The organism is Pseudobacteroides cellulosolvens ATCC 35603 = DSM 2933, from assembly GCF_001262605.1.
Lineage (GTDB): Bacteria > Bacillota > Clostridia > Acetivibrionales > DSM-2933 > Pseudobacteroides > Pseudobacteroides cellulosolvens.
Map to the genome: position 1 here is coordinate 6,461,399 of NZ_LGTC01000001.1, position 17,706 is coordinate 6,479,104.

The 17,706-nt window shown below is 36.9% G+C and carries 13 protein-coding genes; 6 read left to right on the forward strand and 7 right to left on the reverse strand.

The genetic code is table 11. From position 1 onward, the window contains the following. Positions 1-461: 461 nt before the first annotated feature. The 5 genes from Bccel_RS26770 to Bccel_RS29325 form a co-directional block, all read right to left on the reverse strand. The gene (locus Bccel_RS26770; protein ID WP_081927203.1) at positions 462-1,628 is read right to left on the reverse strand and encodes an IS110 family RNA-guided transposase; all 1,167 of its coding nucleotides are present in this window, start codon (positions 1,626-1,628) and stop codon (positions 462-464) included. A gap of 211 nt (positions 1,629-1,839) precedes the next feature. After that, on the reverse strand, positions 1,840-2,280 hold the full coding sequence (locus Bccel_RS31875; protein WP_242853189.1) for a hypothetical protein: 441 nt from the start codon (positions 2,278-2,280) through the stop codon (positions 1,840-1,842). A gap of 56 nt (positions 2,281-2,336) precedes the next feature. Continuing rightward, positions 2,337-3,704, reverse strand: a complete 1,368-nt coding sequence (ltrA, locus tag Bccel_RS26775) for a group II intron reverse transcriptase/maturase (protein WP_242853190.1) — start codon at positions 3,702-3,704, stop codon at positions 2,337-2,339. A gap of 973 nt (positions 3,705-4,677) precedes the next feature. Then, a complete protein-coding gene (locus tag Bccel_RS29910; RefSeq protein WP_152966102.1) occupies positions 4,678-4,905 on the reverse strand; it encodes a hypothetical protein in 228 nt (75 codons plus the stop codon). 306 nt (positions 4,906-5,211) lie between these two features. Continuing rightward, complete coding sequence (locus tag Bccel_RS29325) at positions 5,212-5,382, reverse strand: SymE family type I addiction module toxin (protein WP_081927205.1); 171 nt, start codon at positions 5,380-5,382, stop codon at positions 5,212-5,214. A gap of 621 nt (positions 5,383-6,003) precedes the next feature. Between Bccel_RS29325 and Bccel_RS26785 the strand changes: the two genes are divergently transcribed. Then, positions 6,004-7,296 (forward strand): IS110 family RNA-guided transposase, encoded by a 1,293-nt coding sequence (locus tag Bccel_RS26785; RefSeq protein ID WP_036944977.1) that lies wholly within the window; start codon positions 6,004-6,006, stop codon positions 7,294-7,296. Positions 7,297-7,777: 481 nt separating this feature from the next. On the opposite strand, the gene Bccel_RS26790 is transcribed toward Bccel_RS26785, so the two are convergent. After that, on the reverse strand, positions 7,778-8,077 hold the full coding sequence (locus tag Bccel_RS26790) for an IS3 family transposase (protein ID WP_050753918.1): 300 nt from the start codon (positions 8,075-8,077) through the stop codon (positions 7,778-7,780). A gap of 59 nt (positions 8,078-8,136) precedes the next feature. Beyond that, a complete protein-coding gene (locus tag Bccel_RS26795) occupies positions 8,137-8,424 on the reverse strand; it encodes a transposase (RefSeq protein ID WP_036944978.1) in 288 nt (95 codons plus the stop codon). A gap of 62 nt (positions 8,425-8,486) precedes the next feature. Between Bccel_RS26795 and Bccel_RS26800 the strand changes: the two genes are divergently transcribed. The 5 genes from Bccel_RS26800 (at position 8,487) to Bccel_RS26820 (ending at position 17,649) form a co-directional block, all read left to right on the forward strand. After that, the gene (locus Bccel_RS26800) at positions 8,487-9,311 is read left to right on the forward strand and encodes an ABC transporter permease (protein WP_242857050.1); all 825 of its coding nucleotides are present in this window, start codon (positions 8,487-8,489) and stop codon (positions 9,309-9,311) included. A gap of 152 nt (positions 9,312-9,463) precedes the next feature. After that, positions 9,464-10,393 carry a sulfurtransferase gene (locus tag Bccel_RS26805; RefSeq protein ID WP_036944979.1) on the forward strand — a complete coding sequence of 310 codons (930 nt, stop codon included), beginning with the start codon at positions 9,464-9,466 and terminating at the stop codon, positions 10,391-10,393. Positions 10,394-10,740: 347 nt separating this feature from the next. Beyond that, entirely contained in the window at positions 10,741-14,283 is a 3,543-nt protein-coding gene (locus tag Bccel_RS26810) for a glycosyl hydrolase 115 family protein (RefSeq protein WP_081927209.1), read from the forward strand. A 78-nt stretch (positions 14,284-14,361) separates the two neighbouring features. Continuing rightward, positions 14,362-15,567 carry a dockerin type I domain-containing protein gene (locus Bccel_RS26815; RefSeq protein WP_050753919.1) on the forward strand — a complete coding sequence of 402 codons (1,206 nt, stop codon included), beginning with the start codon at positions 14,362-14,364 and terminating at the stop codon, positions 15,565-15,567. 243 nt (positions 15,568-15,810) lie between these two features. Beyond that, a complete protein-coding gene (locus Bccel_RS26820) occupies positions 15,811-17,649 on the forward strand; it encodes a discoidin domain-containing protein (RefSeq protein ID WP_050753920.1) in 1,839 nt (612 codons plus the stop codon). The last annotated feature ends 57 nt before the right edge of the window (positions 17,650-17,706 follow it).

A 17,706-nucleotide genomic window follows, 5' to 3' on the forward strand; every position in this document is an offset into this window, starting at 1 on the left:
GTGGACAGCTTTCCTGTATCCGATTTTACGGCTTTCCCTGTCTATTCAGGTTCCTCAGACTACTATGGTGGCTCTGTAACCATATCAGCTCTGCTGACTTAGGTTATCTCCGTTTAGTTCTTGAAGTACAATTTCGTGTAACTTAGGTTCCCGTTCGTACCTTTATCGTATTTCTTATACGCTTGAAAAGTCTCAGAGATTATGAGAACCAACAAAGCGAGATTCTCATAGAATCTTTTCATGTGCTTATCAATTAGCCTTCGCACATCCCCCAAAGTTAAGGTCAAGGCACTGGGTTTAAGGCAGTTTAGCTTTAACCATATTACACATTGGTCTCGCATAACCCCCTGTAAGCTAATTTTCAAGGTATACACTTTACTGAAATGCTATGTTCCCTTATGGCGTTTCCACCTCCGGTTAATCAGTCGACCATCCAGACATCTCTCTAGTCCAGAATCCTCTTAGGATGATACTTTCAAGTCCATTACGGACGCACCTTGTTTTTTCGTTTTACCCTCTGAAAGTTTCTTTTTATAATATTCATAAAAGTAAGCATTTGTAGGCTTTCCCATGGGGTTACTCAGTGCCGAGATAGCTATTTGGAAAAATATTTGATATAGATTCCTGTTACCAAGTTTGTTGCTGAAATTCTTGTTTGTCTGTCCTGTTGAATATCTCATAGGGCTAATTCCTGCATATGCAGCAAGGGCATCAGCATTGGGAAACCTTGATATATCACCAATTTCAGATATTATTCCGGCAGCTGTCACTGTGTTTATGCCTTTCATACTTTCCAGTTTATAGCCAAATTTAGGAATGAGTTTTTTCATGTTCTCTTCAATACTTGCTATGATAGCCATATTATCGTTGATTTGCTTAATTGATGATGTGACAATAAAATCTCTCAAGTCTTGAAATTCATTCGTTGTGTCTCCGTCTTTCTCTACATAATCAAGGATTTGACGTGCTTTTTTCTCAGAACAGTTATGATGGCTTTTCTCACTTAGAAAGGTTGTAAGTTCTTGAAGGGAAATTCCCTTTAATTTTGACGGGGACGGAAACACTTTAAAAAATTCCAGTGCTGTTTTACTATCCAGCGAGAAGAAAAAGTTTTTATAATTTGGATAGTGATGGCTTAGATATGTATGGGTTTGATTCTTTAAAACAACATTGTTTTTAACAAGTGTATTTCTCTTTGTTACAAGCTCATTTAAGGCCCAATGCAAATCGTTTGGTGCTGCATCCGGCAAGGAATCAAGCTTATTTAAAAGAACGTTTGCCACACATTGACTGTCTATACTGTCGGATTTATTTATGCTGGCTTGGTTTTTCCTCTCCGATTGGGACAATGAAGGATTTACATATTTGACTTTATAATTCTTTTCTAATAGAAATATTGCCAATTCCCTTCCGTTTCCCAATACATCTTCCAGAGCAAAAACAGGAGTAATTCCTTGGGCTGTATGCTTTTTAACAAAGCTTATCAACTTGGAAAAGTCCTGCTTTCTATTTGGAAATGTCATTTCCCCCAGTTTTTCACTAAAACAATCAATTAAAACTGCTGTGTGTTGGTGTTTATGCACGTCGCAACCAATGTAGACATGCCGCATCTTTGGGTGTAACATCATTAAATCATCCCTTCTTTATTCATATTTCAAGGTACATTAATTGACCTTAAATAGCGATTGGTAAGGCTTTGAAGTTATCTCCACCTTTTCCCCCGCTCCAAACCGTACAGGCACCTTTCGATGCATACGGCTTTCCAACGATTAAACCTACTCGTCTTCACGACTTTCGACCTACCAATGTCTTACGACATTGATGGACTTGAACAAATCGTTATTTTAATTTATTCTGGTATTCAAGAATCTTCTTAACAATCTTTTTGTCAGTGCTTTTGGGTTTTTGTCTGCTATGTACTAAGTGGTCACAGTTGTAGCATAACCATGCTAGGTTTGGAACTTTATTGATTTTATTCAGCGGTAGACTTTCGTTGATTCTATGACAGTGCATTTTGTAGGTTTTTAAGTAGTTTCTACATATTCTGCATTTACCCTTATCCCTATTAAAAGCGTATTCTTTATTCATATGGTATTCAAAATTATTTAGTTCATAGTTACCTGATATATCTGGTAAGTCCTTATGATTAAGATGGGGCCTGTGTTTAGGTAATTGTTTGTCGTTGTTTTTCAAATATAACTTCCTTCCTTCTTCAGTATAAGGAGTCATTCTCTGATTGAAAGAAAACTTTTCCCATTTGCTGTGCGTTATGTATGCCATTGTTAATCCAATGTATATATTCCGATGCATAATTGCGAATGTTTTTGTTTTGCGTTTCATATGCCTTTGTTGTCTGTTGGCAAGCTGACATAGAGGAATTTTATATTGCCAGTATTTCTTGCCAAAGAGTATTTTAAAGGATGTAAAAGCTTGTTTATTGCGTTGTCAATGTATGCAAAGGCAGCACTGCAAATTGAGGGTTTGATATATTCTGAAAGACCTATAATCTTTGCATTTATGTTTTCAATTATAGTGGCTTGCAAGTATGAGTTTTTACCGGTGAACCTTATCTGTTTGAGTTCACTGCTAATTTGCCGGACTTTCGTTTTGACTCTTTCCATATCTGGATAGGACTTACCTACTATAGTTGAAGGATTCGGGTTTTCAGGTGTTTTTCTCGGAAGCTCAGCTTTTATCATAAATCCGAGAAATTTCGCCATATTCTCTGTCATGTCTGTTATTAATGTTTTTTCTTCTGAAAGTTCCAATTTCAATCTGTGCTTGAAGTACTTTTTGAGATATTTTAACAGCCTGGTTGCTTCTTTTATTGTAGAAGTTAATATAATCCAATCATCTGCAAAACGCACCAAGAATTTCGGTATTATTCCTTCATTTCTCAGCCTTGTTCTGTCGGTAGCAATGTTGCTGCTCTTCCTGCGTTTGGTGTAGTGGTACATTCTACCCACCATCCAATCAAAATCGTTCAGGTATATATTTGCAAGCAGCGGGGATATAATTCCGCCTTGTACTGTTCCGGTTTCAGTATCGTAAAGTGTATCATTTTCCATATATCCTGCTTTGAGCATTGCCTTGATTATTGCCAGTATTCTTTTATCATGAATGCCTATTTTCCAGAGCTTCTTGAGTAATTTCCTGTGGCATATACTATCGAAATAACCCTTTATATCTCCCTCTATTGCAACTGCTGGAGGTTGTTTCCAGCGGGATGAAATAATCGTGGTTATATCTTTTATTGCATGCTTGGTAGCTCTATATGGTCGAAACCCATAACTTTTTGGATAGAATTTTGCTTCTGCTATTGGCTCTATGATTATTCTTAGACATTCTTGAATGATTCTGTCCAAGATTGATGGTATACCCAGCGGCCTCATTTTCCCGTTGCTTTTCTTTATATAGTGTCTTCTGACTGGTTTTGGTTTATAATTATTTACCTTCTTGCGGATAAGGCTTATTAATCGATCTTTATCCATTTGAAGGTATTTATCCATTTTTTCTCCGTCAATTCCAGGTGTGTTTGCACCCTTATTGGATTTGATGTTGTGTATTGCAGTAATAATCGTTACTTCGTTCAAGACAGCTTCCAGTATGCCGTTAAAACTTTTCCCTTTTTGGCTTTGACTATAGATATTGTCAAGGATCATCTTGAGTTCCGATTCGCTCGTAAAGTTGTGTTTGATGAACATAGTTTCCTATGGTACACTACCTATATTTCAAGGGGTTAGAACTTTACAATACGATATGTTCAAATTTAACCGTCTGGTATCCTTCGCCATGTAATTGGCTTTCCCAATCTCAGACTACTATGATACCTCTGCCATTCCATAAGTTTCATTGTACTGTCATACTCTGCCTATGGAACTTCTCGTGTTCCGTCCTGTTTATCCTGTTTTTACCGAGGTTTAGGTCCTTGCTTTACTCCGGGAGAACTTGGCATCAATTTGAGTCACAGTTGTAAATGATGCCTCTCAAGTCATTTCAGGCTTGAGCCAATATTTCAAGGTTGCAGTGAAATATCGTTTCTCCTAGTTCCCAGCTTTCACTAGGCGTGCATTTAACGAAGCTTCACACACAAGTTTATTTCCTTGACCATGCCTCGTCTAGACATCCGTGCCATGTATATGCCATACTGTTAGACAGCTTAGGCTTTCAGGCTACGACTTCACCCCGCTTTGTACAAGTTGTATCAACAGCTACTTCCTGCACAGGGGAGATTAATGCTCGTACTACCTACCATTTGGTATATGGTCATCGGTATTGACTCCGTACGGCAAGGGGATTTCACCCTTGTATTCAACAGAACAGTTTAATACTATTAAATATCAGTGCCGTTTTGCTTGGCTCACCAGAACAAGCTTAAGGCACAACACGACGCACGCATCCCTAATTGCAGCGTTACACTTTTTTACAAAAGCATCGCAATGAGCATTAAGCCCGGCTTTTAAAAGGTATTAAAACGCTTACAGAAACCACCTTAAATAAAGTAACTTCTGTAAGGGCTTTAATGTTAACCCTTCCGGCATATTGGAATGCTGGCATGATAGCCGTAGTATAAGATTACAAGGAGCATGACAGCCTTTTTCATTCCTTGCCGGAAGGGTTATATATCAGGTGCAGCTTTTGCATACACCTTGATTGACAGTAAATTTGCACTTAAAATCAGGAATAAACTCTGTAAGAAATACCAGCCTTGATAGCTCTGGAAAGCATGTCACGACTTCCTTTACTGCTTGCTAAGTCATCATGGAAAATAAGTACCAAATCAGGCTTTTCCATCTTTAGCATCAGGGCATTCCTGATAGGTCCGGCACTTTCGCCAAACCTCTGCCAATCTGCCGGATACTCAATATATTTGATGCCGCACTGACGAGCAGCACGAACAGCCAAAGCATCAGCACCCTACACCCTCCGGCAATGACCAAATCAATATCCAAGCTTCTGACAACAGCTAAAATCTTCTGGTAATCTCTATAAAAGCGGCTTCCAGCTATCAAGACCCTCATATAAAACCTCCTTCCAGATTTACTGAAAAAGCCTGTAAAAAATACAAGCCTTTGCACTAAAGCTGGAAGCTTCAAGCACAGCTATATCAACGCTTCTTCAAAATATACAGTATGTAGAAAAACAACCTGAAATGACGGGCAGAGCTGCCGTAACGTCTGGCAGCCCTATGTAAAAACCTCTCAAAACCCCTCATGCATCATCCTCACAATCCACAGGTCGAATAGTAATAATACCCTGTGATACATCAATAACCACCCTGGAACCAACCTCAAAACCGTAAGTGGCAAGCCACTCAGCGGATACCACAATAGCAGGGGAATCATCTAACCAATGACTCCTGACAGACGATAAAGCTACCATAAAAAAATACACCTCCACAAAATACTACTAATGAGCCTATGGAGGAAAATACCTCTGCATAAGCCGGGCAAATGCTACCGCTATATCATGACTATGTCAATGGGACTTTGACAAAAAAAGATAAGAAAAAATGCTTTTCTCCAAAGGACGCTTTTTAGAGACCTCGTAGGCTTCATCCGATATGAGGGAAAGGAATGTTACCAGTACTTTCCTCATATCTCAAGTGAAAATCTCAAAAATATATATTTGAGTTTTTCACTTGATGCGGCTTATGAGCCACTGCAAGAGAACTTGTACAATTAGGTTAGAAAAAAATGAGTAGGAGATTTTCCAATTTAGATAAGGTAACATAACATTGTTATACGGGTGTACAATGACAACTATCAAACTATATAATAAAATCTATGAATTGGAGGATTATTGTGTGAGTGGCTGGGTTTTTTAAGATATCATATTCTTAAGAGGTTACCTGTTTCGAAGAGTGAATATCCATTTGTATGAGTTTATATGATTTGGCTGGTTGAGGCTATATATTAGATCCTCGTGTCACATGCAAGTTTGTATGCTCTTTACAAAATAAATGGAAGCTCCTATTCAAAAAAATATTTGGGAGGTTATATATTGAATAATGTGCCAGTAGCAGGTATTGATGTAGGAAAGTTTTTTAGTGAAATGGCTATTCTGTCTCCTTCAAACGAGATGTGTAAGAGGATGAAGATTACCCATTGTATGGATGATTTTAATAAAGCATTGGATTTACTTAAAAAAGCAGAAAATGAGTTTAATGAAAAGCCAGTAATTGTCATGGAATCAACTGGTCATTACTTCAAACTCCTTTCCAAATTTTTAAATAACAATGGATATGAAGTGGTCGTAGCCAACCCTATCCAAACTAATTCTATCAAAAACATAAGTATTAGAAAAGTAAAAAATGATAAAGTAGATGCAAAAAAAATAGCACTACTATATAGATTGGGAGAATTAAATTCTTCCAATCTACCTGATGATGACATTACAGCACTCAGGTGTCTTTGTCGACAATATTATGATCTTGTAAGAGAAAGAACTGCTTATAAAAATAGACTTATAGGAATAGTCGACCAAATTATGCTTAATTATAAAGACGTTTTTAGTGATCTATGCTGCGAAACTTCCCTTGAATTATTAGAAAATTATCCAACTCCTGATCACATAATAAAAGCTGATAAATCAGATTTAATAAATATTATGGCAAAAGTATCCGGTATGGGTGAGAAATGGGCTACAAAAAAATATGATTTGCTAATTTTAAAAGCAAGAGAATTTCAACCTTTAAGCATTAGCAGCTTTGCTAATACTGTAATGCTTAAAAACTATATTTCTATAATAAGAACCATGAATAAATCAATAGATGAAATACTGAAAAGCATAAATAACTATATTGTTACAGAAAGTTTTACTGTCGTAAGTGAAGATATCAGACTACTTTCTACAATTCCAGGTATAGGAACTCTTACTGCTGCTACAATAGTAGGTGAAATCGGAGATATCCGAAGATTTAACAGTCCGAAAAAACTTACTGCATTTTTTGGGCTTGATGCATCTGTTTGTCAATCCGGAGAGTTTATAGGAACTAAAAACCATATATCTAAACGTGGTTCAAGATTGTTACGTCAAGTTTTATATACATCAGTATTGACAAGTATAGGCAAAAAAAGTAATAGAGAGGCATGTAATCCTGTGCTTTATAAATATTATCATGATAAGTGCATCAATAAACGTAAAATGGTAGCATTGGTGGCAGTTATGCATAAGTTAGTATTTTTTATATATGCTGTATTACGTGATAAAAAGCCTTTTGAGTTAAGAACTCCAGAAGAACATATTAAAATGCTCGCTGAGAGAACAATAAGTAATAATAAAGAAATAGCTTAAAAATCGAATTTTCTAAGGTTGCTTTTTGTGTTAGAAAACATCTGTTTTATGTCAATCAACAATAACAGATGTATTTTGTTATGCTCTTTTTTATTAAGTCTTTTTATAATAAAACTACAGATTTATATCTAAAAAACTATTGACAACACTTAGCTGGTCTTCGAAGAGTTCTTGCAGTCCTTCTGTCATTCTCACAGGCTCTTACAAAGCCTCCTGTAAGCACCAGAAATGTAACATACGGGTTGGCAAAAAGACAACTCAATGTCTTTTTGCCAATCCTAAAGCGTTAAAAAATATAATTAAAAATATTTTTTATCGCTTGTTGTCTCTCATAAGAGTCTCTGAAAGCTTCTAAAAAGCGGCTTAAGGGTTATGCATTCACTACATAGCGGTTTTTACAGCCGCTGCAAAGAATCTTTTTAGACTCATACGGCTACTGGAAAAACTTTCATTTATTTTTCCAGTAGCCTACCGAAAAGTATCAAAAATTTATTTTTTGATACTTTTCGTGTATGTGGCTTTGTAAGCCGCTCCCAAAGAGACTTTTAAGATACTCACAAGACTTCCAACCATTATTCCTCATTATCTTTGAAATTGTTTTTCGATTTACTGGTGATTCCGGTTTGCTAAGCATTTCTGCTATTTTTACAGACCCCGGAATCTGCTTATTTTCATAAAATTCTTTCTTTACAAGTTCTGTGAGATTTCTTTCCCTAATACTTCTTTTACTCTCTAGACGTTTATCCCATGCATAATAACCGCTTCTTTTAACTTCAAGCACTTTGCATAGCTTCGCTATCCTGTAATTTGACGATTCCGCTTTGATAAACTTGTATATTTCTATTTTTGATTTTTTGCGAAGTAAGCTGCTGCCTTTTTTAATATTTCGTTTTCTTCCTTAAGTTCTTTAATTTCCCTTTGTAGCTTTTCAAATGCTTCATCTTCCGGTTTTATATGACCACTACCGACAAATGGCTTCTCACTGTTTTCACGGTATCGTGATACCCATCCATATATTGTTGTATCTCTTATACCAATTTCTTTAGAAACAAACGATACTGTTTCTCCACCTTCAACTATCCTTTTACATATCTCAGTCTTATACGCCTGGTCATAAACTTTTCCCATCTCCGACACACCATCCTTTTGTTTTATTATACTCTATGTTCTATGTGTCTACAAAATGGGGTATGGGTCAGAATTCAATGCGTCCGCCGATCATACAAAATGTATCAATGCCCAAGCGTATTATTCTTACTTCTATTTGCTTATTTGTTGCACTAATTGCTTTTTTACCTCAGATAGTTGTAATTATAACATCATTTATAAAAACCAATGGTCCTATTTTTGTCAAAGGATTTAGCCTTGGAAGTTATGAAAAGATCTTTTACAAGCTTTCCAAAAATATATTCAACACATTTTCATATTCATTTATTGCAATTATCATAATTATTATAATTGGAATGCTATTGTCATACCTTATTGTAAAAAGAAAGGGTAAAATCACTGCCTTACTGGATTTAATGGCAATGTCTCCATATGTTATCCCGGGGGCGGTACTAGGTATATGCATTCTAACTGCTTTTAATGAGCCTCCTCTGATTTTAGCAGGCACACCTATAATTTTAATTATCTCATATGTAATCAGAAAAATGCCCTATATAATAAGGTCGAGCAGTGCACTTTTGTATCAGATGGAGCCAAGTATTGAAGAGGCATCCATTAATCTTGGCGTATCACCAATGAAAACTTTTTTCAAAATTACTGCCAGAATGATGATACCTGGTGTTCTATCCGGAGCAATATTAAGCTGGATTACGACAATAAATGAGTTAAGCTCCAGTATAATGCTGTACAGCGGTAAAACTGCAACTATTTCAGTTGCAATTTACACTGAAGTAGTTCGTGCGAGCTATGGTACAGCGGCTGCTTCAGCATCCATTTTAACTGTAGCTACAATACTGTCACTCCTTTTGTTTAGCTTGGTTACTAAAGGAAAGGGCTCAGTGGTATAATTACATATATAAACCATAATGTAACAACATACCCTTTTAAATACAATGGTTAAATGATATAATCAATACAAAAAAGCAGAAAAATATATTCTTTAAGAGGGTATATTTGGTGCTGAAATACGCTTTGGAAAAAAGAAAGTGAGGTATGAGAAATGAGAAGAGAATTGATTTTGCTTTTGGTAATTGTAATGTTGTTTTCATCACTGGTCTCAGGTAATGTTGCGTATGGGTGCATACCGGAAAAATTAGTTGAGCCCATTGTTTCTACCAACTGGTTGGAAGCTAACGCGGGTCTTAAAAATCTTGTAATACTTGATGTAAGGAGTTCTGCTGATTATGGTGCTGGGCATATACCCAATTCAATAAGTGCACCTTTTGAAATGCCCACATCTGCATGGATAATCATGAAGGATGATCTTCTTTTGGAACTGCCTGATAAAGAAGATATTTTCAATTCTTTAGGAACATTAGGCATTACAAAAAAATCAATCGTTGTTATTGTTACTGCAGTACCTGGACCATCTGAGCCGCCATATTCTCTTGCAGGTGCCACAAGAGTTGCAGACACTCTTATATATGCGGGAGTCAAAAATGTAGCTATTTTGGATGGAGGATACACCAAGTGGGTTTCAGAAGGTAAGCAGGCAACAACAGAAGTGCCTGTTGTAAATGAAACAGTTTATAATGGTAAGGTAAAAAAGAATATGTTTGTACCTATTGAATATGTGGAAAAGAAAATGGGCAAGAGCATTATTATTGACACCAGAGATGCAAATGTTTATTCGGGAGAAGTAATAGAACCTTATGCAGATAAGGCAGGTCATATACCAAATGCCAAATCTTTACCAACTCCATTAATGTGGAATCAGGATGGAACCTACAAGAGCATTGATGAACTTCAAGAAATGGCTGCTTCTGTAGCTGATAAAGATGATAGTATCATCGTTTATTGCGGAGTGGGAGGTTATGCTAGCTCATGGTGGTATGTACTTACACAAGTTCTTGGATATAAGAATGTTAAATTTTATGACGGTTCGGCACAGGAATGGGTAAGATACAATGACATGGTTTTAGGTTATTAAAAGTGTTAATAATCTTACATTTGGCTGAGCAAATAACGAACGGTTCAACGGGATTTGCGACAGGCAAATGTAATAGATTTATCACTTTTATTATAGTAAATTTGTTTCAAACACGAATGTTATCATCAAAGGACAGGTTAATGACATATGTCAATCTGTCCTTTATATTTGCTGCTCCAAACCCTATTTTGTAAGATATAATATCCAATGCTTAATGAACCCCATGATTGGCATCATAAATATCAAGCATAGCTACTTATATTGAGGAAATGCCAAAATTTTGATATAATAAAATCCAACTGATTCAAAAAGACAACAAAACCCATACTTACAGGAGAATATAGACTATGCATATCGAAAACGTTTATAGCAAAGGAAATTTCAAGCTAGTTCACCAGTCAAAGGCATCGGATATTTATGTTTCAGGTGATGATTTTTCAGGAGTTGTAAGAGCCGCAAAGGACTTGAGGGACGATGTGAATCGTGTATCAAGGGTTCTTCCTCAAATAAAAAATGATTTGTCGCCACTTTCGGAGCATGCGGTTATCATTGGTACCCTAGGAAAAAGCACAATTATTGATGAATTGATCAAGGATGGGAAGCTTGATGTTGCAGATATCATAGGAAAGTGGGAGGCATTTGTTATTCAAGTAGTGCAAAATCCTGTTCCGGGAGTTGAGCTAGGACTTGTTATTGCCGGAAGCGATAAAAGAGGGACAATATTTGGCGTATACCACTTATCCGGTAAAATAGGGGTTTCACCATGGTACTGGTGGGCGGATATTCCTGCACCATATCAGCCGACTTTGGTTGTAAGGAATGGAATATACAAGGAAAGGGAACCATCTGTAAAATACAGGGGTATATTTATAAATGATGAAGGACCCAGCTTGATGGAATGGGTACGATCTAACTATAGAGATTTTGTTCACGAATTCTATGAAAAGGTTTTTGAGTTGATACTTAGGCTTAAGGCTAATTATCTCTGGCCTGCCATGTGGGACAGTGCCTTTAACGAAGACGACGAGCTAAACCCTGCCATAGCCGATGAATACGGTGTAGTTATTGGAACATCACACCATGAGCCCATGCTGAGGGCATATTGCGAATGGAGAAAGCATAGAAACGGACCATGGAATTATGCTTCAAACAAAGATGTATTATATAAATTCTGGGAGTTTGGAATTGAAAGAAATAAAAACTTTGAAAGCACAATAACACTAGGTATGCGTGGAGATGGCGACGAGGAAATGGAGGGCAGCTGTAACTTTGAGAAAAAGATGCAGCTGCTCCAGACAATTATAGAGGATCAACGCAAAATCATAGCGGAAAAAATGAATCCCCAGGTAGATAAAGTTCCCCAGCTGTGGGCACTTTATAAAGAGGTCCAGAGTTTTTACGAAAATGGGATGAGGGTTCCGGATGATGTAACTTTGCTATGGTCTGATGACAACTTCGGAAACTTAAGGCGTGTTCCTACAGAGGAAGAGAGAAAAAGGCAAGGCGGGGCAGGGATTTACTATCATTTTGATTATGTCGGAGGGCCCAGGTCCTATAAATGGATAAATACTGTTCCCATTTACAAGGCATGGGAACAGATGCATAAAGCCTATGAATACGGTGCTGACCGTATATGGATAGTGAATGTGGGTGATTTGAAGCCCATGGAATTCAATACCGAATTCTTTCTTCGCATGGCAAGGAATGTGAATGATTTTACAAGGGATAACCTATGGGAATACCATGTTTCATGGGCTGAAAGGAATTTCGGCAAGGAATATGCAGAGGATATAGCCGCAATTATCGAAGGATATGCAAAATTCAACGGACGCATTAAGCCGGAACATATAAACATGGTGGATATTTATAGTGTAGTAAACTATAAGGAAGCGGATACCGTTCTTGAAGAGCTTGAAAGGATGGTATCGATGGCAGAGAAGATATATGGTGAATTGCCGGAAAGCTTAAAGGATGCTTTTTTTCAGCTGGTTTTATATCCTGCAAAAGCTTCTAAATTAGTCAATGAGATTTATATACATGCAGCAAGAACCAAACTTTATGCAGAGCAGGAGAGGTCAATGGCCAATGTTCTGGCACGGACTGCAGAGCTGGACTTTGAGGCAGATGATGAAATAACCTTTGATTATAACAAGCGATTGGCTTTGGGCAAGTGGGATCATATCATGGATCAGACCCATATTGGCTATACATTCTGGAATTATCCTCCTCAAAACATAATGCCTGAGGTAAAAAGGATTCCATTGGAAGCAGGGGCTGATATGGGCATTGCGATTGAAGGATCCAGCAAAGCATGGCCTCAAGCATCGGAAAATCCGGTTTTGTATTTTGATAACTTTACACGGGAAAGCCATTATATTGATATATTTAATAAAAAATCAGATGCATTTCTTTTTAATATTGAGTCTAGTGCAGCTTGGATTAAAGTTAGTATAGGCCAGGGCACCATATACAGGGAAAAGAGAATTTGGGTGGATATTGAATGGGATGCAGCATCTAAAGGTCAAGCCGTAAAAGGAAGCTTGAAAATATCAAGCAGCTGTGGAACAGTTGCCACTGTGGATTTAAGCGTTTTTAACCCTGCATTTCCTCAAAGGGAAAGCCTTGTTGGATTTATAGAAAATGATGGTTATATATCTATTGAAGCAGAACACTACACCAATAAAATAAATGCCAATGGGGCAGATTGGCAAAAGATTGACAAATATGGAAGAACCCTGTCATCCATGGCTGTATTCCCTGTTACGGCTGAAAGTGCGGTGCCACCGGAAAATTCACCATGCCTTGAATATCAGGTATATATTTTGAATCCTGGTAATATTGAAGTTACAGCTTTTTTGGCACCATCGCTTAATTTTATCCCGGGAAAAGGCGTGAGAATTGGAGTTTCTTTTGATGATGAACCGATTCAGATAGCCGATGCTGCAAAGATGGATGAGGATGGCAACATTGACAACCAGGACTGGGAAATGAGTGTTATTCTTAACACAAGAAAAACTGTAACCAACCATTTAGTAAAAGACGCAGGTTACCACACATTAAAAATATGGATGGTTGACCCGACTGCTGTATTGCAGAAAATAGTTATAGATACAGGTGGGTTAAAACCAAGTTACCTAGGGCCTAAGGAAAGCTTTTTCGGAGGAAAGGAAACTCTACCGGCACCTGTAAGTGAAGTACCTTTTGACCCTGGTTTCATTCCGGGGAGAATTGGAGTGATAAATTTCAATACCATAGCCAGTGTAGCCCTCCAAAAGTCTGAATGGCTTCAATATGATGTCTTTGTTGAGCATGATGGTGTCTATCAAATGGAGATTATCGCATCCAACTGCAAAAATACTGATGCAGTATTGCATATTGGATGTGACGGAAAGGATATCACAGATGCCGTAGCCATTGAACCTAATAAGAAGAAGGCTGAATCAGAAGAGTTCAAAAGGCTGAGAATCCCACTTCAGGCGGGTGGGCATGTACTAAGGTTATGTGTAGATTATGGAAGCATTGATTTCAGTGGTCTTATATTTGAGCTTATTCATAAGGATTTGTTATCGGTGAGACCAACATTGAGGTACGAAGAAACACAGCCTGATAAGCAGCTGATACTGCAGCTTGGTCTTTATAACCGTGATGATAACTCACATCGCTGTATAATAGATACATACCTGTATGATGATAAGGAAAACCTGCTTGGACATAATTGCATAACGGAAACTATAACTAAAAAGAAAAGATGTCTATATAACTACTGTTTTAATCCCTCTGAGAAGACTGAAAAATACAGAATTAAAGTAGTTGCTGAATATAGTGGAATTAGGAGGGAGTTCTTCTTTGAAGAGGCTGTTAAACCCAAACTACATTTGTATACAATATAATTGTTGTGAATATGTAAAAATTTTGATACAATGATGTCATACATGTATTACTTAAAGTTTAGTGAAGGGGGAGTTTTGATGATTAAATTAAAAAGAAGCATTATGTTGGTTTTAGTTTGCCTGCTTTTGTTTCAGCCAACTATGATAACTAATGTTGAAGGAGTAGAAGAGGTATATGCCGAAACAACATTGCAAGATGTGGAAAAAATGCCGCCTCCTACATTTGTTGTGCAGGGAAGTATAAAAACAGATGTTGATTGCAGTCAGGAAGCTGCAAAGCTGGTTAATGCCGGTTTTACAATCAGCTTTGGCACTTTCAAAACAACGTCGGATGAAAGAGGTAATTTTTATGGAAGTTTTCGTAATTTTAAAAGTACGTTTAAGGAAGATATGATAATTGAAAAACCGGGATTTTTAAAGAGAACCATAAAAGGTGTAGAATTACAGGCAAATTCTACTACATACTATAATAATATATACATTTTGCCGGGGGATATAGACGGAGATAGTAGTATAAATATTGCGGACTGCGTTTATTTGGCAAAAATGTTTAACAGCATAAAAGGTGATAATATATATTCGGCCGATGCAGATATTAACAAGGATGGTGCAATAAATTTATCTGATTTCGTCTATATAGCCAAATATTTCAATATGACTTCTGCAGCTTATCCTCCCTATAGACCGATAGATTCAACACCTACACCTGTTACTGCTACTCCTTCTTCGACAACACCTACACCGACACAAGTAGTAACTCCCACACCTACACCAATAGTATCGACAACACCAACACCGGATTTATCGGGTCTTGAAATTGAGAGAAAGTTCCTTATTGATAAAAGCAAAATACCATATGATCTTAGTACACTTGATAAATACGAACTTGAACAGGCTTATATAAACTTCTCTCCTGAAATTAGGATTAGAAAAGCAGATGATTGGATGTTTTTCCTGACAGTTAAAGCATACGTTGATGATATGGCTATGACTAGGGAAGAACGTGAATTTTGGATTACCGAACAGGAATATAATATCCTTATGAAAAAAATAGAAGGCAATATAATATATAAGACCAGATATCAAGGCTTGGATGAAAATGGAGTAATGTTTGCCATCGATATATTCAAGGGTAACTTGGCAGGGCTTGCATACTATGAAATAGAATTTCCAAACGAGGAAGAAGCCAACAAGTATACACCACCTGCTTGGATAGGTAAGGAAGTAACCAACGATAAGAGATATAAAAACGGCAGTTTGGCCCAATTTGGAATTCCTCAATAACACTTTTAATATTAAAAGTGTTAAATCTATTACATTTGTCTTCTGCAAATCCCGTTAGACCGTTCGTTATTTGCTCCGTCAAATGTAAGATTAATAATACTTTTAATTTAGTAAAAAAGGAAGTTGGCCCGAATCCAGCTTCTCTTTTTTACTATCTGGGAAATTCAAAAATAAAATTGTAATCATTTCTATAATATATAATAAAATGCTTTGTTGTTTTACAACAAAAAAGGAGGATCACCATTGAACAGCAGTAAAGGAAATAATAAATCCAACAATAACAAAAAGATACAAAATGTAGATCTGCAAGAAAAGCCCATCGCAAAGAATAAAATAATCCTTATAGCAATAGCTCTGCTAATTGTCAGGGTTTTGCTGACATTGCTTCCAAGTCATAAGATTGATATTGGATTTCTAAAGTGGGAGGTTTCATATCTAGGGAATAACCCCCTAAAAAATTTTACTACAGATATACATTTTGTATATGGCCCTGTTTATGCGTTTTTCCTATGGATATCTGGAGCTATCGTAAAAGCCTTTACTTTGCCTGATTTGGCACAGGAATTCATTATTAAGATATGGGCAGTGCTATTTGATTTTATTGCAGCCGCCTTTATTTATCTTATTGGCAAGAAGTACAATAAAATCAGGCTCGGTATGGGACTGGCCATATTTTATGTACTTAATCCTGCAATAGTTTTCAATTCATCAGTGTGGGGGCAGTTTGATGGAATCACAGCTGCATTGTTTATTGGTGTAATATACTTCTTTAACATTAAAAGATCGAATATTGCTTTATTCGTATACGCGGTTGCAGCCCTTACAAAGCCTCAAGCTATAGCCCTATTTCCTTTAGTGGCAATATTGTACTTTAAAGATTTTCCATGGGCAAAATTTTCTGAGTATTTTAAGACAAAGGATAAAAATATCATTAAGCCTGCATTAAAAAGCAGTTTCTTAAAGCTTGGGACAGGTTTCTTGGGATGTTTACTTATTTATACTGGACTTATTCTGCCCTTGTATAAAGAAACACCGTTTTACAGCATGAGAGAAATTGAAGTATACAGTAAAGATATGAAGAGCATTTCACAGGGTAAGCAAATTAATGCTTCGTCGACTGCTGAGGATAAGTTTTCCACAAGTAACCTGATGGATGGGAAATATGGTGTGTTTGATACTTATTGGGCTTCCAAAAGAAATTCACTCCAATGGCTGGCACTTGATCTTGGCTCATCCATGGAAGTAGGGAGTGTAATACTGAATTGGGGTTTTGAATATGCCAAGGGATACAGTGTGCAGGTTTCAGATGACTCAAGTAAATGGACAACTGTTTATTCTATGTCAAATGGAGATGGTAAGGATGATAATATACCCCTCAAATCCGTTAAGGCAAGGTATGTAAAAGTTGAAATGGAAAAAAGGCCGTTTCCATATGGATTAGTTAATATAGACGAAAATTCAGGAGATATAAAAAAAGCTGCATTTAAAGCAATTGATTTCTATTATTGGCTTGTACATCATTATTCATCATCACTGGATGATTACCCTTTTGCAACAGCAAATGCATTTAATTTGTGGACAATACTGGGTAAACAGATGGTAGACGATAGAACTCCTTCACTTTTTGGTATTACCTACGGTACATGGGGATATATATTCCTTTATTGCATTGTATGGCTGTTAGCTTCAGTTTTGCTGCTGGTTAAGAGGAAAAGTGCTTTAGCATTGTACTTTTCAGCGTTTATTCTTACAACAGGTATATTCTTGTTTGCTTCAAGGGTTCATGAAAGATACCTGCTTCCTGCAATAATAATGGCTATTGTGTGTATTATTTGGGATAAACGTATGTGGATTCCAGCAATTCTTACTACTGCTGCATGTTTGACAAATGAGTGGTATGTGTATTATGTACAGAATAAAAATCCTGATGCTCCATGGTTGGCACCGGATGATCCTATTTCACTTGCCGCTGCGTGGGTAACCCTGTTGGTGATGGTTGGTGCTATAGGGTACTTGATAATGCTTATAAGAAAGAAAGATAAAAAGCCGCAAAAAGCAGGGATAGGGGTTAGGAAGAAATAGAAAAACACAGCACACCCTTTATTGCTTACTAATAGCAGGCAGTAGGGTGTGCTTAGC